This is a genomic window from Kocuria sp. CNJ-770, from assembly GCF_001942375.1.
GTDB classification, from domain to species: domain Bacteria; phylum Actinomycetota; class Actinomycetes; order Actinomycetales; family Micrococcaceae; genus Kocuria; species Kocuria oceani.
In genome coordinates this window covers 1-20,994 of sequence record NZ_MKJW01000108.1, presented here as the reverse complement: position 1 = coordinate 20,994, position 20,994 = coordinate 1, and the positions used below count along the sequence as shown (strand labels likewise).

The window sequence follows — 20,994 nt, the reverse complement described above, 5'->3', positions numbered from 1 at the left end:
GCCGACGGGTCCGAGCGGTCCAGCGGACGCTGCGGGCGCGGTGACGCCGTCGGCCGCGGCGGAGGGCGCGGTCAGAGTCCCAGGGCGGTGCCGAGCTCGGCGCGGATGCGGGTGAGCTTCTCGGCGGCGGCCGCCCGCGCGGCCGGCAGGCCCGCCCGGTCCGGCACCGGGGCCACGACCTCGAGGTAGCACTTGAGCTTCGGCTCGGTGCCGGACGGGCGCACGATCACCCGGGTGTCGTCGGCGGTGAGCAGGCGCAGGCCCTCGGTGGGCGGCAGGCCGGTGTCCGGGGAGGTGAGGTCCTCCACGCGCACCACGTCCGAGCCGCCCAGGGCGGTGGGCGGGGCGTCCCGCAGCGCCGCGGTCATCGCCGGGATCCGGGCGAGGTCGGCCACGCGGATGCTCAGCTGGTCGGTCGCGTGCAGGCCGTGGGCCACGGCGAGCTCGTCGAGGACGTCCTGCAGCGTGCGGCCCTGGGCCCGCAGCTCGTCGGCCAGCACCGCGACCGCGACCGCGGCGCTGATCCCGTCCTTGTCCCGCACGACGTCGGGGGCCACGCAGTAGCCCAGCGCCTCCTCGTAGCCGTAGGCCAGCCCCGGCACCCGGGCGATCCACTTGAAGCCGGTCAGGGTCTCGCGGTGGGGCAGACCGGCGGCGGCGGCGATCCGCCCGAGCAGGCGGGAAGAGACGATCGAGTTGGCGAGCACCGCGTCGGCGCGGCCGGCGCACCGGGCCGCCGCGGCGTGGCCCAGCAGCGCGCCGACCTCGTCGCCGTGCAGCATCCGCCAGCCGTCGCCGTCGGGCACCGGGACGGCCGCGGCCACCCGGTCGGCGTCGGGGTCGTTGGCCAGAACCAGATCGGCGTCCTGGGCGCGGGCGGCCGCCAGTGCCAGGTCCAGGGCCCCGGGCTCCTCGGGGTTGGGGAACGCGACGGTGGGGAAGTCGGGGTCGGGCTCCGCCTGCTCGGCGACCACGTGGACGTCGGCGAAGCCGGCCCGCCGCAGCGCCTGCGCGGCGGCGCGCCCGCCCACCCCGTGCATGGGGGTCAGGACGACGCTCAGCTCCCGCGCCCGTGCCGCGGCCTCGGGGACCACCGCGCGGAGGTAGTCCTCCTCGACGCCGCCGGGCAGGACCGTCCACCCGGAGGCGGCCCGCGGGATGCCGGCCACGGGCCCGACAGCGGCGATCCGCTCGGCGATCAGCCGGTCGTGCGGGGCCACGATCTGGCAGCCCCGGGCCTCCGGCGCCACGGCACGGCCGCCCAGGTAGACCTTGTACCCGTTGTCCGCGGGCGGGTTGTGGCTGGCCGTGACCATCACGCCCACCTCGGCCGCGAAGGCCCGCACCGCCCAGGCGAGGACCGGGGTGGGCAGGGCCGAGGGCATCAGCAGGGTCTCGATGCCGGCCGCGGTGAACACCGCGGCGGTGTCCCGGGCGAAGACGTCCGAGTTGTACCGGGCGTCGTAGCCACCACGGCCCGCAGGGGCCGGTCGCCGGACGCGCCCTCGGAGTCGTCCCGGAGCGCGGCGCTGCCGCCGCCGGCAGCGCGGGGGTCGGCATCCCCGGGGGCGGAACCCATGGCGCCGGTCTCCACCGCTGCGATGTCCTCGGCGTCGGCCTGGACGGCGGCGGCCCTCCCCGCGGTGGCGACCACGTGGGCGGCCAGCCCGGCGGCAGCGCGCAGCACCACCACGCGGTTCATCCGCATCGGCCCGGCGCCGAGGGCGGCCCGCAGCCCGGCGGTGCCGAACTGCAGGGTGCCGGAGAACCGGTCGGCCAGCTCGGCGCGGACCGCGGCGTCGCCGGCTCCGGCCCGCTCGGCGAGCTCCGTGAGCTCGGCGCGGGTGACGGGGTCCGGGTCGTCCGCCGCCCAGGCGCGCGCGGCGGCGAGGAGGTCGGGCTCGGGGCGGGTGTCGGTGCTCATGGGGGCTCCTCCTGGGGACGGGACCGGTGCGCGGCGTGCCGGGCGGCACCGTCCGCCCGGCCGGGGCCGGTCAGCGCTGGGCGACGATGTCAGAGCTGGGCGACGATGCGCGCCAGCAGCTGCGAGATCCGGGGCCCGGCCGCCTGCCCGGCCTCGATGACCTCCTCGTGGGACAGCGCCGTGGCGGAGATCCCGGCGGCCTGGTTGGTGACCAGCGAGATGCCGAAGACCTCCATGCCCGCGTGCCGGGCGGCGATGGCCTCCAGGGCGGTGGACATGCCCACGAGGTCGGCGCCGAGCACCCCGGCCATCCGCACCTCGGCGGGCGTCTCGTAGTGCGGGCCGGGGAACTGGGCGTAGACGCCCTCGTCCAGGGTGGGGTCCACCGTGCGGGCGAGCTCGCGCAGCCGCGGGGAGTAGAGGTCGGTGAGGTCCACGAACGTGGCGCCCTCCAGCGGGGAGCGGCCGGTGAGGTTGAGGTGGTCGCTGATCAGCACCGGGGTGCCCGGCCCCCACGCGGGGTTCAGTCCGCCGCAGCCGTTGGTCAGGATCATGGTGCCGGCCCCGGCGGCGGCCGCGGTGCGCACGCCGTGCACCACGGCACGCAGCCCTCGGCCCTCGTAGTAGTGGGTGCGCGCACCGATCACCAGGGCGTGCCTGCCGGCGGGGGTGCGCACGGAGCGCAGCGTGCCGACGTGGCCCTCGAGGGCGGGCGGGGTGAAGCCCGGGATCTCGGTGGCGGGGACCTCGGCGACGGTCTCGCCGATGAGCTCGGCCGCCTGGCCCCACCCGGAGCCGAGGGTCAGGGCGATGTCGTGCGTGTCGACCCCGGTGGCCCGGCGGAGGGCCTCGGCGGCCTCCTGGGCGAGCTCGAAGGGGTCGGTGCCGGGGGTGCTGTGCGCTGTGTCCACCCGTCCCAAGCTACCGCATGGTCCGGGACCGGGGCGGTGGCGGACCCCCGTCGTCGTACTCCTCTGCAAGAATGGCCGGGTGACTGCACACAGCGAATTCTCCATCCAGAAGCTCGTCATCATCGGAGGCGGTCCCGGGGGCTACGAGGCCGCCCTGGTCGCGGCCAGCCTCGGCGCGGACGTGACCATCGTCGAACAGCAGGGACTGGGCGGGTCGGCCGTGCTGACGGACGTGGTCCCCTCCAAGACGCTGATCGCCTCCGCCGACGCGATGACCCGGTTCGCCGAGGCCGCCGACCTGGGCGTGCACGTGCGCGGCAGCGAGGACCGCAACGAGATCAACGACCTCGCCGTGGACCTGGACACGGTGAACACCCGCCTGCTGCGCCTGGCCGCCTCCCAGTCCCGGGACATCAAGCGGGGCCTGGAGCGGGTGGGGGTGCGCGTGATCTCGGGCCGGGGCCGGCTGCTCAGCCCCACCAGCGTGGAGGTCACCACCGACGACGGGCTGGAGTACACCCTCGACGCGCAGGCCGTGCTGCTGGCGGTCGGGTCGCTGCCGCGCGAGCTGCCCAGCGCGCGGCCGGACGGGGAGCGGATCTTCAACTGGAAGCAGCTGTACCACCTCCGGGAGGTCCCGGAGCACATGATCGTGGTGGGCTCGGGCGTCACGGGCGCGGAGTTCGCCTCGGCCTACCGGGGCCTCGGCGCCGAGGTCACCCTCGTCTCCTCCCGGGACCAGGTGCTGCCCGGTGAAGACCAGGACGCCGCCGCCGTGCTCGAGAACGTCTTCGAGCGCCGCGGGATGAACGTGCTCAACCGTTCCCGCGCCGACGCGGTCGAGCGCAGCGAGAAGGGCGTGGTCGTCACCCTCTCCGACGGGCGCAAGGTCGCCGGCTCGCACTGCCTCGTGGCGGTCGGCGCGATCCCCGCCACCGACGACCTCGGCCTGGACGAGGTCGGCGTGGCCCGCGCCGACTCCGGCCACATCAAGGTCGACGGCGTCTCCCGCACCACGGTTCCGGGCGTCTACGCCGTGGGCGACTGCACGGGGGTGCTCCCGCTGGCGTCGGTCGCCGCGATGCAGGGCCGGATCGCGGTGGCCCACCTCATGGGCGACGCCGTGAAGCCGCTGCGGACCCACCTGGTCGCCTCCAACATCTTCACCTCGCCGGAGATCGCCTCCGTGGGGGTGAGCGAGAAGTCCATCGAGGACGGTACCTACCAGGCGGACACCATCATGCTGAAGCTGTCCACCAACCCGCGCGCCAAGATGATGGCCGTGGAGGACGGGTTCGTGAAGATCTTCTCCCGGAAGGGCTCCGGAACCGTGATCGGCGGCGTCGTCGTGGGCCCCCGCGCGTCCGAGCTGATCTTCCCGATCTCGCTGGCGGTCACCCACAAGCTGCACGTCGACGACCTCGCCGACACGTTCACGATCTACCCGTCCCTGACGGGCTCGATCTCGGAGGCCGCCCGGCGCCTGCACGTGCACGTCTGAGCAGCCCCGGCAGCACGCGCAACGGCCGCATTCCCGTCCGGGATGCGGCCGTTGCGCGTGGTGTGGCTGCGGCGGAGCGGGTCAGCGCCGGGTGACCACGTTCTGCATGTCCACGTCCTTGGTCTCCGGGGAGAACCAGAGCGCGACGAGGGTCAGCACCGCGCCCAGCGTCAGGTACAGGCCCACCGAGCCCACGCCGTAGGTGGCGTTGAGGGACACGGCGACGTACGGGGTGATGGCCGCGCCGAGGATCGAGGCCACGTTGTAGGCCACGCCGGAGCCGGTGTAGCGCACGTTCGTGGGGAACAGCTCGGGCAGGATCGCGGACATCGAGCCGAAGGTCAGGCCCATCAGCGTCATGCCGACCGCCAGGAAGAACAGCACGCGGACCATGCTGACGTCCTCCCCGGTTCCGACCGCGGCCGGGTCCATGATCAGCCCGAAGCTCAGGCCGAAGACCAGGATGGCGGTGGTGATGACCAGCTGCGAGCTGCGCCGGCCGAAGCGGTCGGCGACCCACCCGGAGACGGGCACCATCGCGGCGAACAGGAGCACCGCGAGCAGCTGCAGCACGAGGAAGTCGCGGTAGGGGATGCCCAGGCCGCCGTTGTCCGGGCTGCCGATGCCGTAGGACAGGATCCAGGCGGTCATCAGGTAGAAGAGCATGTAGGTGGCCAGCATGATGAACGTGCCCTGGATGATCTGCAGCCACGAGCTGCGGAACGCCTCGACCAGCGGGGTCTGGACCTTCTCGCCCTGGTCGAGGGCCTTCTGGAAGACCGGGGTCTCCTCGAGCTTGAACCGCACCCACAGGCCGACGACGACCATGACCACGGAGGCCAGGAACGGGATGCGCCAGCCCCAGGTGAGGAACGGGTGGTCGGTGCCCTGGTCGGCGACCGAGATGAAGCCCATCACGAGGGTGAGCACCAGGAAGAAGCCGTTGGCCAGGATGAACCCGAACGGGGCGCCGAGCTGCGGCCACATGGCCGCGCGGGCCCGCTTGCCCTCCTCGGCGTACTCGGTGGCCAGCAGCGCCGCCCCGGACCACTCGCCGCCCAGGCCGAGGCCCTGGCAGAAGCGCAGGATCGTCAGGATGAGCGGGGCCCAGATGCCGATCGAGTAGTACGTGGGCAGCAGGCCGATGAGGAAGGTGGCGATACCCATGGTCAGCAGCGCGCCGATCAGGGTGGCCTTGCGGCCGATCCGGTCGCCGAAGTGGCCGAAGATCACGGACCCGATGGGGCGGGCCACGAACGCGGCCGCGAAGGTGGCCATGGAGGCCAGCAGCTTGGCGGTCTCGTCCTGGCCGGTGAAGAACAGGGCGGGGAACACGGCCACCGCCGCGGTCGCGTAGACGTAGAAGTCGTAGAACTCGATGGTCGTGCCCACGAGCGAGGCCAGGATCACCCGGCTGCGGGGCACGCGGGCGGACAGGGGGAGCGAGGGGGCGGGAGCGCCGGTGGCGCCCTGCCCGGTCACCGGTGAGGACATGAGGACACCTCGGTGGTTGCAGCGGCTGGGATCAAAGCTCCGATGCTAACGGTGGTGTCCGCATGGTGGGTGCCGTGTCTCACATCGTGGAATGCCGGAGGACTCACGCCGTCCCGGCCCCGACCGGTTCGGGCGTGCTGGGACGGTCCGGGCCCGGGAGGCGGAATTCACCCGTACCGACGGACCTCGTGGAAGAAGGAGTCGATCGTGTGCAGGCCGCCGGTGCCGGCGACCGTGTCGTAGACGTGCTTGCCCACCGCGAGGTCGAGCACTCCCAGGCCGAACGGCGAGAAGACCACCGTCCGGTCCGCCGGCACTTCCACGGCTCCGGTCATGACGTCGTACAGCGTGCCGGCGAGGAAGTCCCGTGAGCCGGTGAGCTGCTCGGTCAGGTGCACGGACGTCTGGGCCTTGAGGCAGTGCTCCACGTCGTCGACGATGTTCGTGGCGGCCAGGATCACCTCTGGCGCGAGGTCGCGCAGCGAGATGTGGAGCACCAGCGGGTGGTGCTCGAACCACGCCGGATCGGTGACGTGCGGTTCCCCCGCGGTGGTCGCGAACACGACCAGGTCGCTGGAGCGGATCAGCGACTCGGCGTCCTCGTGGACGGTGACCGTGCTCCCGGGCGCGGAGCGCTCGAGGTAGCCGCGGAAGCCCTCGCGGCTGCCGGGCAGCAGGTCGAAGACCCCGATCTCCTCGAAGTCCCACCCGGTGTCCGCCAGGAACGCGTGCACGAAGCGGGCGATGAGCCCGACGCCGAAGAAGCCCACCCGGGTCGGACGGTCCCGCGTCCGGCTGAGCCAGTCCGCGGCCAGGGCCGCGGAGGCGGCGGTCCGGGAGGCACTGATGATGGAGCTCTCCAGGCAGGCGAACGGGTAGCCCGTCCCGGGGTCGTTGAGGATCAGCACCGCGGAGGCTCTCGGGATGCCGGACTCCACGTTGGTGGGGAAGCTGGAGATCCACTTCAGGCCGTCCACGGCGGCGGGTCCGCCCAGGGAGGCGGGCAGCGCGATGATCCGGCCGGTCGGGCGGTCCGGGAACCGCAGGAAGTACGAGGGCGGGTTGACCGTCTGCCCGGCGCCGTGCAGCCGGTAGGTGTCCTCCACCAGCCCGACGATCTCGGCCCGGTGTCCCTGCAGGGCCTGGTCGACCTCCGCGCCGGAGACGACCGCGAAGGACGGGATGGTCGGTCGCTCGTCCGGGGCGTCCTGCCTCCGGTTCGTGTCGGGTCCGGCCGTCAGCGCCATGACTCCTCCTTCGGGGCCGCGTCCTGGAGCGACACCGGGTCGCTCATGGCGACGAGGATCTCCCGCTCGCCCTCGTACGGTTCGCGGCTGTGCGCCGTCCGGACGTTGTCCACGAGCATCAGGTCACCGGCTCGCCACGGTTCGCGCAGCGTGTGCGACTCGTAGATCTCGTTGAGCAGGGCCACGACGTCCTCGTCGATCGGGTCGCCGTTGCCGAACGCCGTCCGGAACGGCAGGCCGTCCTCCTCGTACATGTCGACGAGGTACTCGCGGACCTCCGGCTCCATGGTCCACTCGCTGAGGAAGGCGACCTGGTTGAACCAGCAGCGCTCCCCGGTGACCGGGTGGCGCACGATCGCGGCACGGCGCTGACGCGTCTGCAGTCCGCCGTCGGGCCGCCATTCGAACTCGATCCGGTTCGCGGTGCAGTAGCGCTCGACCTCTGCGGGGTCGTCCGTGCCGAAGGCGTCCGCGACGGAGGCGCCGATCTCGTCGTTGTAGTTGCGGATCAGCATCCAGCCGTCGCGCTCGAACCGTGCGACCAGGTCCGGGGGCAGAGCGCCGAGCACCGCCCGGGAGTCGGCGACACCGGTCACGCCGCCGGCGGCCGGGGCGGTGCGGCAGGCGAAGAGCATCAGCCCGGGGGCGTGGAGCGTGTAGCTCAGCTCGTGGTGCATGCACATGGGCTGGTTCGGTGGCCAGGTGGCCGAGGAGTACACGCCGGGTGCGTAGGACCTGCGCGCGGCGAAGGCCTCCCGCTCGGTCATCAGCTCGGAGCCGACGGCCCGGAAGACGGCCTCGACCTGCGCGGGCTCCGAGAGCCCGAGGCCGCGCACGAGGACGGACCCGTGCCGGGCGACGGCCGCCCGCAGGGAGTCGCGGTGCTGCCGGGCCCAGGCCGCCGCGTCGCCCGGGGGAGGGACCAGGACCGTGGGCGGCGCACCCGGCCGCACGTCGACGTCGAGCTCCGGAGGAGCGGAGGCCTGGGTGGTGGCGGGCTTCGCGGTCATGGTGGTTCCTTCCGGTGGGATTACGGCCGGGCGGGTGCGTCGGCCGCGGCGGACCTGGAGTCCAGCTCCGTGGCGAGGTCGGTGAGGACCGGGTGGCTGATGAGGTCCTTCAGTGACACCTTCCGGTCCAGGGCGATGGCGAGCCGGACGGCGGTGAGCGACGAGCCCCCGAGGTCGAAGAAGTGGTCACGGCGGTCGATCCGGTCCTCCGGCACGGCGAGCACGCGCGACCACGCCGCCGCCAGCCACTGCTCGGTGGCGGTGCGCGGGGCGTCGCGGGAACCGTTCTCGGGCTCGAGCTCCGCCGCCAGGGCGGTGAGGCGCCTGCGGTCGATCTTGCCGTTGGCCGTCAGCGGGAGGGTCGGTTGCCACTGGACCACCTGCGGGACCATGTACCGGGGCAGCGACCGCGCCAGGCGCTCGCGCAGCGCGCCGGCGTCCAGCGGTTCGGGCGCGTGGTAGAAGGCGACCAGGTGCTTGCCCCGGTCCGCCCGCTCGGCCACGACGACCGCCCCGTCGCGGACCCCGGGGACCCGCAGGAGGGCGTTCTCGATCTCCCCGATCTCGATGCGGAACCCGGAGATCTTGACCTGGTGGTCCCGGCGGCCAGGTACTCCAGCTTGCCGTCCGGTGACCAGCGTCCGTAGTCACCGGCCCGGTAGAGCCGCGCGCCCTCCACGTACGGATCGGTGGAGTAGGCCTGTGCCGTCCGCTCCGGGTCGTTGACGTACCCCCGGCCCACGCACACCCCGGAGAAGGCGATCTCGCCCGGCGCGCCCAGCGGCACGAGCCGCTGCCGCTCGTCGAGCAGGTGGATCCGGACGTTCGGGACCGGCCGGCCCAGCGGCACGTGGTCGCCCGCAGGGGCGGCACGCATCACCTCGTGGTTCGTGTCGTCCGAGGTCTCGGTCAGTCCGTAGGCGTTGACCAGCTGGACGTCGGGCAGCACCTCGAACCAGCGGCGGACCAGCTCCCGCTTGAGCGCCTCCCCGGTCGCCGAGACGCAGCGGAGGTCGGGCAGGGGGCGGGGCTTCCGCTCCAGGTAGGCCACCACCGCGTCCAGGTAGGACGGGACGAGCTGCAGGACCGCGACCCCGTCCCGTTCCACCGTGTCGACGAACCGCTCGACGTCGAGGATCCGGTCCTGCCCGACGATGAGGGTGCGGCCGCCGACGAGCAGCGCCGAGACCAGCTGCCACAGCGAGATGTCGAAGCACTGGGGAGCGGTCTGGGCGACGACGTCGCCGGGGCCGATCCCGAGGTCCTCGATCTTGGCGTACAGGTGGTTCACCATCCCGTCGTGCTCGCACATCGCCCCCTTGGGCTCGCCCGTGGAGCCCGAGGTGAAGTAGACGTAGGCGAGCTGGTCCGGCCGCACCGCCACACCGGGGTCGTCGTCGGCGTGCCCCTCGGTCTCGACGTCCTCCACGAGGAGCTTCGCCACGGCGGGCATCTCGGCCAGCGCTCGGTCCAGCGAGGCGGTGCTTCCCTTCTCGGTCAGCACCGTCCGGCACCCGGCGCGGGTGAGGGTCCTGGTGATCCGGTCGGGCGGGAAGTGGGGCTCCAGCGGCAGGTACGCGCCTCCGGCCTTGAGGACGCCGATGACGGCGGCCATCCACTCCAGGTCCCGCTCGGCGACCACCGCCACGATGTCCTCCGCCTGCAGTCCGCGGACGAGCAGCGCGCGGGCCACCCGGTTGGCGCGGGCGTTCAGCTCCGCGTACGTCCACTGACGCGTGTCCTGGACGGCCGCGACGCGCGCGGGGTGCCGGCGGACGCGCTCCTCGAACAGCTCGTGGAAGCGGCGCGGGGGCCGGGCCCGCACGGGCCCGGCGAGCTGCTCGAGCTGGAGGCGCCGTTCGTCCGCACCGACCAGATCGGCGTCCTCGGGCCCCGCCGCCGGGTCGGCGACCAGGTGGCGGAGCGCGGCCAGGTGGTAGCCGGCGATCCTGCGGGCGGCACCGGCATCGAGGACGTCCCGGCGGTACCGCAGACGCAGCGCCTGACCCCCGGCCCGGAGGCACACGCCGAGGACGATGCCCTCCGGCAGCTCGGGATCGGGGTCCTGTCCGGTGGCGAACACCACCTCGTACCCGGGAGTCCCGGGCTGGTTCCGCACCTGTCCCGGAGCGGGCCGTTCCGCGCGGGCCGCGGCGTGCCGGGCGTGCGCCTCGCGGACGAGGTCGTGCCAGGAGCGCCGGCCCAGGTCGAGCCGGAGCGGCCAGGTCCCCGCGGCGTCCCTGCTGCCGGTGGTGATCTCCGTCTCGCCCGACAGCGCCTGCAGCACCCTGGCGTGGGCGGCCAGCCAGACCGCCTCCGGCGCCACCTCCCAGGCGCGCGCCAGCGGACCCACCGCGGTGCGCAGGTCCTCGGGCACGGCCACGTCGACCTGCTCCTGACCCGCCCCGGGGCTCTGGGTCCAGCGCGGAATCCGTGTCGGCGCGGACGCCGGTCGCGCCGGCCGGTCGCGGGGCGGGTCCGGGGTGTGCTGCGGAACGGCCCGGCGGACGGGCCCCGAGGTGGTGGTCATGACCGGCGCCTTTCCGGGACGGCGGGGAACGTGAGGGTGGAGGTCGTGACGGTGCGGGACGTGGTGACGGGGGTCGTGGTGACGGTCGGGGCCTCGACGGCCGGGTTGCCGCCCCACAGGGATCCCCGGGTGAGGGTGGCTCCCTTCATCACGAACGAGTCGGTGGCGACGACGACGCCGTCCTCGGCGGTCACGCCGTAGTGGACGAGAGCTGCGACGCCGAGGGTGACGTCGTCGCCGATGACGTCGTGGTCGGACTTGAACATGCCGTCCTCCTGGGAGTGGCACTGGATGTTGGTGCCGGTGTTGAGGGTGCAGCGGGAGCCGATGCTCACCAGGCTCCGCTCGGGGATCGAGCAGCCGTCGTCGAAGACCCGGCTGCCGATCCGCACCCCCAGCAGACGCCAGACCAGCGGCTTGAACGGCGTCCCGTTGAGCATGGTCATGCGCCAGTTCACGATCTGCAGCTTCCAGTACCGCTCGTGCCACCGGAAGTACGGGTGGTAGATGGAGCAGAGCTGGGGCTGGAGCGGCCGGGACCCCGTCACGAGGTGCTCGATGCCGATGGGGACCAGCAGGCCGAGCAGGAGCATCACGACGAAGGACGCGGAGAGGGCCAGGGCACCGAACCGGTCGGACAGCTCGAGGGCGGCGAACGCGGCCAGCATGGCCAGCGACGCGTTGAGCCACCGCACCAGCAGGAAGAGCGCCATCGTGCGCAGGTTGTGCTTGTTCTTGGCCGAGAGGACCTGGTGGAAGCGGGCCGGGTCGGTGTGCTCCTCGAGCGGGGCGTCCCGCAGCACCGAGCGCGGGATCTCGAACGCCGGCGACCCGAGCAGGCCCACGTCGTGGCGGACCGGCCCGTCGACGGGGACCATCACCTTGGTCGCGAGCAGACAGTTGTTCCCGGTCCTGGCCCCGGCCGGGTAGAGCACGAAGTTGCCGAGGAAGTTGTGCGCGCCGATCTCCGCCCGGGCGACGGTGAACGACGTCGCCGAGTAGTCGGTGTTCATGAAGGACACCCCGTCGGCGATCATCGTGCCGGTGCCGATCGTCGACAGGTACGGGTTGTCGTGCTTGAACAGCGTGCCCAGGTTCGAACCGGTCTGCTGGACGTTCGGCTGGTCGTACCCGAGGGCCCGCACATAGGGCACGACGTACGAGCTGTCGCCGAACAGCGTCCCGAGCATCGGGCTGTTGGTCAGCCTGGTCACCGCCCGCTCCGCCGCGAACCGCAGCCCGAACAGCGGATAGACCGTGTCCGGCTTCAGCGCCAGCTGGAGCACCCGCGGCACCGTCGTCATGACCACCAGCATCAGTGCCGTGCCGCCGAAGACGCCCACACCGGCGAAGAACAGGGCGTCGGCGTAGAAGACCCAGTTGGTGAACGCGTGCGGATGCGACTCCAGCAGCGCCGCCACGCGCGGAAAGGCCAGGACGACCAGGATCATCGTCAGTCCCAGCATCGTGCGGCCCAGCGCGAGGGTGCCCACCAGCTGGGACACGGCGTACACTGCCCGACGCCACGGCCGGTAGGGCGCGGCGGGGACCGTGCCGAGGTCCAGGTCCGTGCGCCGGCCCGGCGAACCGTGCCAGCGCTCGCCCGCCGGCACCACTTGGCCGGTGTACAGGGTGGAGCGGTGGCCCAGCTGGGAGCCGTCCCCCATCGCCGTGCCGATGTCCAGGACGCTGCCCTCCCCGACGATCACGTCCCGGCCCAGCGTCACGGCGCCGGTCTGGATGACGCCGCCGTGGGCGCGGTAACCGTTGGCGACCACGTCCTTGCGGATCACGGTCCCGTCCCCGATGGTGAGCAGGTCGATGCAGATGGGCAGGCGAGCGGTCAGGATCGTCACGTTGCGGCCCACTGTGGCGCCCATGGCCCGCAAGTAGAGGGGCGTCAGCGGGGACCCGGTCATCAGCGCGAGCGGCGAGGTGCGCATCAGGGCCTTGACCAGCCAGAACCGGAAGTAGGCCAGGCTCCAGATCCGGATCTCCTGGGGCCGGAAGCGCCCGACGACGATCCACTTCGCCGCCACCGGCAGGAGGCACAGCAGCACGAACGTGGCCGCGCCGAAGGCCACCGACCGCAGATAGAGCTCCCAGAGACTCATGCCGTGGCCCAGCCAGTGGTGGTTGCCCGGGCCTGCGTCCGGGAACACCCACAGATACCCCACGGCCGCGAGACCGCCGGCGAGCAGGCAGTAGCCGAGGTAGACGAGCACCTGCAGGACGCCGCAGGTGACGTACTCCCAGGTCCGCGCGTCCGAGGGCGGCGGTGTCTCCGGCACTGACGCCAGGACCGGCGGGGGCTCCTGCGGCCGGTCCGTCCGCGTGGGGCCGTGCAGTGCCGCCGCCAGGGCGGCGATGCTCGGGTTGCTGTAGATGTCCTTCATGGACACCGCCGGCAGGTCCGGCTGCTTGCGCACCCGGGCGCAGAACTTGGCCATCACCAGCGAGTCCGCCCCCAGGTCGTCGAAGAAGTCGGCGTCCACCGGCACCGGCGTCCCGCCCAGCACCCCGGTCAGCACCTCGGCCAACCGGTCCTGTACGGGTTCCGGCACCGGCTCCGCCGGCGCCAGGGCCCCGGCCAGCGCCGTGATCGTCGGATGCTGGTAGATGTCCTTCATGGACACGGCCGGCAGGTCCGGCTGCTTGCGCACCCGGGCGCAGAACTTGGCCATCACCAGGGAGTCCGCGCCCAGGTCACCGAAGAAGTCGGCGTCCACGGGGACGTCGTCCCGCTGCACCACGGAGGCGAGGAGGGCCGCCAGCCGGCGCTCGAGCGGGGCGTCCGCGCCGGGCGCTCGGATGCCGGTGCGGACGGAGGGCTGCTTCTCGGGGGAACCGTGGGAGCCGGCGGAACCGGTGGCACCGAGGGAGCCGAGGGAACCGTGGGCATCGTGCGGATCGACGGCATCGGAAGGGTTTCGGCGAGCTTCTTCACTGCGATGGGCTCCTGGGGGAGGAGGCGGCCACGGAATCGGTCGCCGGTGTGGCTGCCGGGTGCCGTGGCTCCGCCACCAGGCCGGACCGCCGGTCCGGAGCCGTCGGCGCGTCGTCGCGGGCGAGCGCCGCGGCGCCGAAGTGGTCGAGCACCCAGTCCGGGTGGTAGATGGTGTCGAGGTAGGGGCGGCCCAGGTCGGGAGAGATGGCCACCGCGGTGACGTCCCGGGCGCGGTGGCCGGAGAGCCACGTCACGGCGCCGTGGACCACGGTCCCGGTGGAGCCGCCGAGCAGGAACCCGCTCCCGGCCAGGCGGTGGCAGGTGCGCACGGTGTCGAGTTCCTCGACGAGCACCACGTCGTCGATCAGGGACTCGTCGAGCTGGGGCGGCCGCACGCTCATGCCCAGCCCGGGGATCAGGCGGGTGGCCGGTGGGCCGCCGAACGTCACCGAGCCGACGGCGTCGACCGCGACGATCCGGACGTCGGGCCGGTGCTCGTGGAAGTACCGGGCGCACCCCATCAGGGTGCCCGTCGTCCCGGCGCCGACGAACAGCACGTCGAGCTCGGGGAACTGGGCGTCGATCTCCGACGCGGTCCAGCGGTAGTGCGCTCCCCAGTTGCCGGAATTGGTGTACTGGTTGAGCCAGACGTACCGGTCGTCGGACTCGCACAGCTCCCGGACGTGGTTGAGCCGGGCCCCGAGGAGACCGTCGACGGGATCCGGCTCGGTGACCAGGTCCACCTGCGCCCCGAGCGACTCCATGAGCTGCCGGGTCGCGGGGTTGCAGCGCGGATCGATCACGCACACGAAGCGGTACCCCTTGCTGGCGGCGATCATGCTGAGCGCGACGCCGAGATTCCCGGAGGAGGACTCCACGAGGACGGAACCCGGACCGACCCTCCCTTCTCGCTCGGCCCGCTCGACCATCTCCACGGCGGGCTTGAGCTTGATCGAGCCGGCGAGGTTGAACCCCTCGATCTTCAGGTAGAGCCGGTGGCTGAGCACGTCCTGCAGATCTATGAACAGACTCGACTCGTTGAACTGGTGCGGATGCCTGATGATGGGCATGTTCTTCCTCGTTCTGTGGTCGTGCGCTCGTCCCGTCGGACCGCCGCAGGGCGGCGCTTCGGATCCGGGCCGGCGCGTCGCTGGTAGTGATCGGCACCGCAGGGAGTCCTGTGCCGGTGTGCCGATCGAGAAGGGTGCCCGTCCTGCGGGGCACCGTCTCGGCTGACCGGTGCAGCGCTGCACGGCGCTGCGGGAGCGATCGACGTCGGTGATCCTCTGCTACGGCAGGGGTCGTAGGTCAGGAGTGCCGGCCGCGACGGCGGCGGCCTGGACTGCGCGGGCAATGATTCGCATGGTGGTGTCCCATCCGGTGGAGAAGCGAGGACCGCTTCGCGGCTGGTGTCGGCCCGTGGCGCGTTCCCCCGAACGCCTTCCCGAGCCCTGTGTCTGATGCGACGTCACTAAAGTAAGCGCAGGTCAGGGGTCATTGCTCATGATTTGCGAAGATGACGGACACGATTCGGACACGGTCCCGGTGGGTACCGGCGACCGGGCGCCGGCGGCGTCACCGGGCGGAACGGGGCCTTGCAGCGCAGCACAGCGCACGGCAGCACCAGCCGGCGCGGGACAGTGCGGGACAGACCGGCACAGTTCAGATCCGGCCGGGGGCGTCCCGGACGGTCAGCGCCGCCCGCACGTCGACGCGGTCCGTGCCGGGACCCGGCGTGACGTCGAGGTCCAGGATCCGCCAGCCCGGCACGGGCCGCCGCGGAACGGGGCCCGCTCCGACCTCGTCGACGGAGGGATCGCGGAACAGCCCCGAGCCCAAGGCCTTGAGCAGGGACTCCTTGCGCGCCCAGACCGTGGTCACGGCGGCCGCCCGGTCCACGGCGGGCAGGGCGCGCAGGGCGGCGATCTCGGCCGGGTGGAGCAGGGCGAGCACCTGTTCGGCGGCGACCGGGTCCTGGACGTGCTCCACGTCCACCCCCACCTCGCGCTCGGCGGTGGCCACGAGCACCAGGTCGCCGCTGTGCGAGAGGGAGAAGCGCAGGGCGTGGTCCTCGAGCGCGGCTTGGCCCGGGGCCCCCGGACCGGAACGGGCGGACCCAGACGCAGCGCGCCCGGGGCCTCGCCCGTGCGGGCGGCCAGTTCGTGGCGCAGCACGCAGTGGGCCACCACGAACCGCCGCCGGTCGGACTCGTGGCGGAACGCCGCGGCCCGGGCCAGCTCCTCCGCGTCCAGGCAGTCCCGGACCGACTCCGCCCAGCCGGCCAGCGCGGCCACACGGGCGAGCGCCACCCGCACGTCCGCGGCGGCGCCCGGCACCGGCAGCTCGACCACGCCGGGCACCCCCGGTGGCGGCTTCGTCACCGGGGCCCGTCCGGGACGGCCCGCTCACGACGGCCCGCCCACGACGCCTCGCTCACCAGGACGGGCTCACCGCCGCCGGCCCGCCTCCGTCGGCCCGACTCGGCCGACCCGCCCGCACCGGTGCGCCGAACGGGGCTCACCCGGACCGACCGGAAGCGGCGCACGCGAGAAGGTCCTCGAGCAGACGGTCCCCGTGGTCGGCGAGCGGGTGGTGGCCACCCGGGTACTCCCGCCGCTGCACAGGACCGGTGCTGACCGGGCGCCAGGCCTCCAGGCCGCCGGGGTCCACGGTGACGTCCTCGGTGCCGCGCAGCAGCAGCAGGGGAGCCCCGACCGGGGCGGGGAACCGGTCGTAGGCCATGGAGACCCGCAGGTCCGCGCGCAGGGCGGGCAGCTGCAGGGCCAGCAGCTCGGGGTGCTCCAGCACCGCCTCGGGGGTGCCCCCCAGCCGCCGGAGCCACCGGACCATCGCCGCGTCCGCGCCCGGGGCCAGCGGATCGAGCCCCTCCCGCAGGTCCTCGTCGGTGCCGGCTCCCGTGCCGGCGCCCGTGCTCGCGACCTCCGCGGTGCCCGGGGCGGTCTTCGCGGACAGCGCGAGCAGCGCGACCCGGATCCCCTCCCGGTGCTCGAGCCGCGAGGCGAGCTCGGCCGCGACGGAGGCGCCCATGCTGTGACCCAGGACCACGAGCGGGACGTCGGCGGACGCCCCGGGGGTGATCGCCGCGCGCGCCCAGGGTGCGGCGGCGACGGCCGCGGCCGCCTCCGCGGCGAGTGCCTCGACCGTGGGCGCCGCGGGCTCCCGGAACCGGGACTCCCGGCCCGGGTACTGCACGCCCAGCACGTGGACGTCCTCGCGGACCAGGAACCGCCAGTAGCCGGCGGCGGCGCCCGCGGGCGGGCAGCACAGCACCCGCAGCCTCGGTGCGCGCTCGGGGGCCCCGCGGCGCAGCTGGTCCTGCGCGGAGAGGTCCACGAGACAGCGCCCGGCGGCCGGTCGTGTGCTCATGGACAGCTCCCCGTCGTGGTGTTCAGGAGATGGTCGTGCTCAGGAGATGGTGGCCAGGACGGTGCCGGCCGTGACCGTGTCCCCGGGGCTGACGGAGATCCCGGAGACCGTGCCCGCCTTGTGCGCGGTGAGCGGCTGCTCCATCTTCATGGCCTCGAGCACGAGCACGAGGTCCCCCTCGGCGACCTCCTCGCCGTTGTCCACCGCGATCTTCACGATGGTCCCCTGCATCGGGGAGCTCAGGCTGTCCCCGCCCGCGGCAGCGGAGCCCCCGCGCGAGGACCTCGACTTGCGGGGCTTGGCCGCGGTGCCGTTGGGCTTGGCCGTGCCGGGCAGCGCGGGCAGCACGACCTCGAGGCGCTTGCCCGAGACCTCCACGACGATCGCCTGGCGCTCCTCGGCCTCGGGCCCGGCCTCGGGGACCCCCTCGAACGGCGGGACGGTGTTGTGGAACTCGGTCTCGATCCAGCGCGTGTGCACGGTGAAGGGGGAGCCGTCGGCCGGGGCGAACGCGGGGTCGGCCACCACCGCGCGGTGGAAGGGCACCACGGTGGGCATCCCCTCGATGCGCAGCTCCGCCAGGGCGCGGCGGGAGCGCTCGAGCGCCTGCTGCCGGGTAGCCCCGGTGACGATCAGCTTGGCGAGCATGGAGTCGAAGTTCCCGCCCACGGTCTCGCCGGCCTGCACGCCGGAGTCCACGCGCACCCCGGGCCCGCCCGGCAGGGCGAGGGCGGTGATGCTGCCCGGGGAGGGCATGAAGTGCCGGCCCGGGTCCTCGCCGTTGATCCGGAACTCGATGGAGTGGCCCCGGACCGGCGGGTCGTCGTAGCCGAGGGCCTCCCCGCGGGCCAGCCGGAACTGCTCCCGGACCAGGTCGAGGCCGGTGACCTCCTCGGAGACGGGGTGCTCGACCTGCAGGCGGGTGTTGACCTCCAGGAACGTGACGGTGCCGTCGCGGCCCACGAGGAACTCGCAGGTGCCCGCGCCCTGGTAGCCGGCCTCCCGGAGGATGGCCTTGGAGGACTCGTAGAGCAGGCGGTTCTGCTCCTCGGACAGGAACGGGGCGGGCGCCTCCTCCACGAGCTTCTGGTTGCGCCGCTGCAGGGAGCAGTCGCGGGTGGAGACGACCACCACGTTGCCGTGGGCGTCGGCGAGGCACTGGGTCTCCACGTGCCGCGGCGCGTCCAGGAAGCGCTCCACGAAGCACTCACCGCGCCCGAACGCGGCCGTGGCCTCCCGCACGGCGGACTCGTAGAGCTCCGGGATGTCGGCGCGGTCGCGCACGACCTTGATGCCGCGACCACCGCCGCCGAACGCGGCCTTGATGGCCAGGGGCAGCCCGTGCTCGTCGGCGAACGCGAGCACCTCCTCGGCGGAGCCGACGGGGTCGGTGGTGCCGGGGACCTGGGGGGCGTTCACCTTCTCGGCGATGTGCCGGGCGGCCACCTTGTCCCCGAGCTTGGCGATCGCCGCCGGCGGCGGGCCGATCCAGGTCAGGCCGGCCTCGAGCACGGCCAGCGCGAAGTCGGCGTTCTCGGAGAGGAAGCCGTATCCCGGGTGCACGGCGTCGGCCCCGGAGCGGGCGGCGGCGTCGAGGATCTTGTCGACCACGAGGTAGGAGTCCGCGGCGGTGGACCCGCCCAGCCCGTAGGCCTCGTCGGCCATCCGCACGTGCACGGCGTCGCGGTCAGGATCGGCGTACACGGCCACGGAGGCGATGCCCTCGTCCCGGGCGGCACGGATCACGCGCACCGCGATCTCGCCGCGGTTGGCCACGAGCACCTTGGTGATGGGGCGGATGGCGCCGTCCGCGGGGTAGTTACCGGTCACGTCTCACTCCTTGTCGAAATCCTCGGATGCACTGTATTCCCCGCCGTCGGCAATCGCCCAACCGCTCGGCGGGCGGCTGGAAATGCGACGCGGTTTCTGTAGGACTCCTACAAAGACCGGGCTCCGCTCAGCGGTGCGCCGCCCACAGCTCGGGCACGGAGACGCCCGCCCGGCCCAGCAGGGTGCGCAGGGTGTTCAGGCTCAGCCCGACGACGGCGTGCACGTCCCCCTCCACGCGCTCCACGAACGCCGCGCCCAGGGAGTCGATGGTGAAGGACCCGGCCACGTGCAGGGGCTCGCCCGTGGCCACGTAGGCCGCGACCTCGTCGTCGGACATCGGCGCGAAGAACACCTCGGCCGCGGCGGGCGCCCCGCCGCTGAAGCCGCTGCCACCCTCCGCCGGGTCCCGGGTGTCCACCAGCCAGTGACCCGTGTGGAGCACTCCGGAGCGCCCTCGCATCGCGCGGATCCGGGCCGTGGCCGTCGCCGCGTCGAGGGGCTTGCCGTGCACCTCGCCGTCGAGCTCGAAGACCGAGTCGCAGCCGATCACCAGGGCGCCGGCCGCCGCCGGCAGCGCCGCCACCGCCTCCGCCTTGGCCCGGGCCAGCACCATCGCGGTCTCCTCGGGCTCCGTCACCCCGCGCTCGGCCACCACGGCGTCCTCGTCGACGTCGGAGACGAGACGGTCGTGGGCGATCCCGGCGTCGGCCAGCAGCTTGGTGCGGGCGGGGGAGCGGGAGGCGAGGACGAGGCGGGGAGTCACCGCTCCAGGATACGCACCCCCACCGCCCCGTCCGGACGGTCCTGTCCGGACCGTCCCGTCCCGGGCTGCTCCCGCCCGGGGTGCCACCGGGGACGCTCGCACCCGCCCGGCCGGGCGCGGGCCCGGCGACGTCCGGGCGCGACGGGCACGGCCGAGGGGCCGCTCCCGGCGGCCGGTGCGCAGGGCACCGGGCCGGGGAGCGGCCCTCGGGTCCGGAGGGGAGCGGGCGGGCCCGCTCCCCGGCGGCCGGTCAGTACTCGATGACCACGCGGCCCTCGATCTTCGCCTTCTGCATCTCGTCCAGGACCGCGTTCACGTCCTCCAGCGGGCGGGTGCTGTAGGTCGGGTGGATCAGTCCCCGCGCGTAGAAGTCGAGGGCCTCGACCATGTCCTGCCGCGTGCCCACGATCGAGCCGCGGATGGTCAGGCCCTTGAGCACGATGTCGAAGATCGGCGCCGGGAAGTCCCCCGGCGGCAGCCCGTTGAACACGATCGTCCCGCCGCGGCGGACCATGCCGATGGCCTGCCCGAACGCGTCCGGGTGCACGGCGGTCACCAGGACGGCGTCCGCGCCGCCCGGGACCTGCGCGTGGACCGCCTCGGCGGGGTCCTCGGCGAAGGCGTTGACCGTCACCTCGGCGCCGTGCCTGCGGGCCAGGGCGAGCTTGTCGTCGGCGACGTCCACGGCGGCCACGCGCAGCCCCATGGCCACCGCGTACTGCACGGCCAGGTGGCCCAGCCCGCCGATCCCGGAGATCACCACCCACTGGCCGGGCCGCGCCTCGGTCATCTTCAGCCCCTTGTAGACGGTGACGCCGGCGCACAGCACCGGGGCCACCTCGTAGGGGTCGGCGCCCTCGGGGATGCGGGCGGCGAAGCGGGCGTCCACGACCATGTACTGGCCGAAGGAGCCGTCGATGCTGTAGCCGCCGTTGACCTGCTGCTCGCACAGGGTCTCCCAGCCGGTGCGGCAGTTGCGGCAGTGCCCGCACGCGGAGGCGAGCCAGGCGTTGCCGACGAGGTCCCCCTCCGCGAGGTCGTCCACACCGGGGCCGAGGGCCACGACCCGCCCCACGCCCTCGTGGCCGGGGATGAAGGGCGGGGTCGGCTGGACCGGCCAGTCCCCGTGGGCGGCGTGCAGATCGGTGTGGCACACACCGGTGGAGACGAGCCGGACGAGGGCCTGCCCGGGTCCGGGCTGCGGGACGGGGACGTCCTTGACCTCGAGCGGCGCGCCGAAGGCGGTCACGACGGCGGCGGTCATGGTCTCGGGCACGGTGGTGGCCGTGGCCTGCTCGGTGGTCGAGGCCTGCTGGGCGTTCATGGGTGCTCCTTTCGCGGAACGGGACGGGACGGGACGGGATGGGATGGGACGGTGGCGGGAACGGCACGCGGCGGGCGCCGCGGCGGGCCGGCCGCGGCGGCGCTGCCGGCCGGCGCGACCTGACCG

Annotated in this window: 13 protein-coding genes and 3 pseudogenes; 1 reads left to right on the top strand and 15 read right to left on the bottom strand. The window is 73.5% G+C overall.

Going from position 1 to position 20,994, the window contains the following annotated elements; all coding sequences use genetic code 11:
* Nucleotides 1-71 precede the first annotated feature (71 nt).
* A pseudogene (locus tag BJF77_RS12535) lies at nt 72-1,924 on the bottom strand (phospho-sugar mutase).
* A gap of 89 nt (nt 1,925-2,013) precedes the next feature.
* Nucleotides 2,014-2,835, bottom strand: a complete 822-nt coding sequence (locus tag BJF77_RS12530; RefSeq protein ID WP_075872383.1) for a purine-nucleoside phosphorylase — start codon at nt 2,833-2,835, stop codon at nt 2,014-2,016.
* A 79-nt stretch (nt 2,836-2,914) separates the two neighbouring features.
* On the opposite strand from BJF77_RS12530, the gene BJF77_RS12525 reads away from it, so the two are divergent.
* Nucleotides 2,915-4,336, top strand: a complete 1,422-nt coding sequence (locus BJF77_RS12525) for an NAD(P)H-quinone dehydrogenase (protein ID WP_047804358.1) — start codon at nt 2,915-2,917, stop codon at nt 4,334-4,336.
* Nucleotides 4,337-4,417: 81 nt separating this feature from the next.
* On the opposite strand, the gene BJF77_RS12520 is transcribed toward BJF77_RS12525, so the two are convergent.
* From BJF77_RS12520 to adhP, 13 genes and pseudogenes are all read right to left on the bottom strand, one after another.
* Complete coding sequence (locus tag BJF77_RS12520; RefSeq protein WP_075872382.1) at nt 4,418-5,830, bottom strand: MFS transporter; 1,413 nt, start codon at nt 5,828-5,830, stop codon at nt 4,418-4,420.
* A 167-nt stretch (nt 5,831-5,997) separates the two neighbouring features.
* Nucleotides 5,998-7,077, bottom strand: coding sequence for a 2,3-diaminopropionate biosynthesis protein SbnB (gene sbnB / locus BJF77_RS12515; protein ID WP_075872381.1), 1,080 nt, complete (start codon nt 7,075-7,077; stop codon nt 5,998-6,000).
* Entirely contained in the window at nt 7,068-8,087 is a 1,020-nt protein-coding gene (locus BJF77_RS12510; RefSeq protein ID WP_075872380.1) for a TauD/TfdA family dioxygenase, read from the bottom strand. The genes sbnB and BJF77_RS12510 overlap by 10 nt, the downstream gene beginning before the upstream one ends.
* A 20-nt stretch (nt 8,088-8,107) precedes the next feature.
* A complete protein-coding gene (locus BJF77_RS21895) occupies nt 8,108-8,467 on the bottom strand; it encodes a phosphopantetheine-binding protein (RefSeq protein WP_255396255.1) in 360 nt (119 codons plus the stop codon).
* A 15-nt stretch (nt 8,468-8,482) separates the two neighbouring features.
* A pseudogene (locus BJF77_RS21890) lies at nt 8,483-8,590 on the bottom strand (hypothetical protein); the annotation flags it as partial.
* 164 nt (nt 8,591-8,754) lie between these two features.
* Nucleotides 8,755-10,617: pseudogene (locus BJF77_RS12505) on the bottom strand (AMP-binding protein); the annotation flags it as partial.
* The gene (locus tag BJF77_RS12500) at nt 10,614-13,370 is read right to left on the bottom strand and encodes a Pls/PosA family non-ribosomal peptide synthetase (protein WP_255396254.1); all 2,757 of its coding nucleotides are present in this window, start codon (nt 13,368-13,370) and stop codon (nt 10,614-10,616) included. The gene BJF77_RS12500 and the pseudogene BJF77_RS12505, both read right to left, overlap by 4 nt.
* 190 nt (nt 13,371-13,560) lie before the next feature.
* A complete protein-coding gene (gene sbnA / locus BJF77_RS12495; RefSeq protein ID WP_075872379.1) occupies nt 13,561-14,634 on the bottom strand; it encodes a 2,3-diaminopropionate biosynthesis protein SbnA in 1,074 nt (357 codons plus the stop codon).
* 592 nt (nt 14,635-15,226) lie between these two features.
* Nucleotides 15,227-15,592, bottom strand: a complete 366-nt coding sequence (locus BJF77_RS19580; protein ID WP_075872378.1) for a 4'-phosphopantetheinyl transferase superfamily protein — start codon at nt 15,590-15,592, stop codon at nt 15,227-15,229.
* 489 nt (nt 15,593-16,081) lie between these two features.
* Nucleotides 16,082-16,951, bottom strand: a complete 870-nt coding sequence (locus tag BJF77_RS12485) for a thioesterase II family protein (protein WP_083665141.1) — start codon at nt 16,949-16,951, stop codon at nt 16,082-16,084.
* 39 nt (nt 16,952-16,990) lie between these two features.
* On the bottom strand, nt 16,991-18,781 hold the full coding sequence (locus tag BJF77_RS12480) for a biotin carboxylase N-terminal domain-containing protein (protein ID WP_075872376.1): 1,791 nt from the start codon (nt 18,779-18,781) through the stop codon (nt 16,991-16,993).
* Nucleotides 18,782-18,908: 127 nt separating this feature from the next.
* Entirely contained in the window at nt 18,909-19,544 is a 636-nt protein-coding gene (locus tag BJF77_RS12475; protein WP_075872375.1) for a nucleoside triphosphate pyrophosphatase, read from the bottom strand.
* Between the two features lie 250 nt (nt 19,545-19,794).
* Entirely contained in the window at nt 19,795-20,868 is a 1,074-nt protein-coding gene (adhP, locus tag BJF77_RS12470; RefSeq protein WP_047804366.1) for an alcohol dehydrogenase AdhP, read from the bottom strand.
* Nucleotides 20,869-20,994 lie beyond the last annotated feature (126 nt).

Coding starts and splice junctions, on each gene's coding strand:
- BJF77_RS12520 (WP_075872382.1), bottom strand. CDS start 5,830: ATGTCCTCACCGGTGACCGGGCAGGGCGCCACCGGCGCTCCCGCCCCC.
- sbnB (WP_075872381.1), bottom strand. CDS start 7,077: ATGGCGCTGACGGCCGGACCCGACACGAACCGGAGGCAGGACGCCCCG.
- BJF77_RS12510 (WP_075872380.1), bottom strand. CDS start 8,087: ATGACCGCGAAGCCCGCCACCACCCAGGCCTCCGCTCCTCCGGAGCTC.
- sbnA (WP_075872379.1), bottom strand. CDS start 14,634: ATGCCCATCATCAGGCATCCGCACCAGTTCAACGAGTCGAGTCTGTTC.
- BJF77_RS12485 (WP_083665141.1), bottom strand. CDS start 16,951: ATGAGCACACGACCGGCCGCCGGGCGCTGTCTCGTGGACCTCTCCGCG.
- adhP (WP_047804366.1), bottom strand. CDS start 20,868: ATGAACGCCCAGCAGGCCTCGACCACCGAGCAGGCCACGGCCACCACC.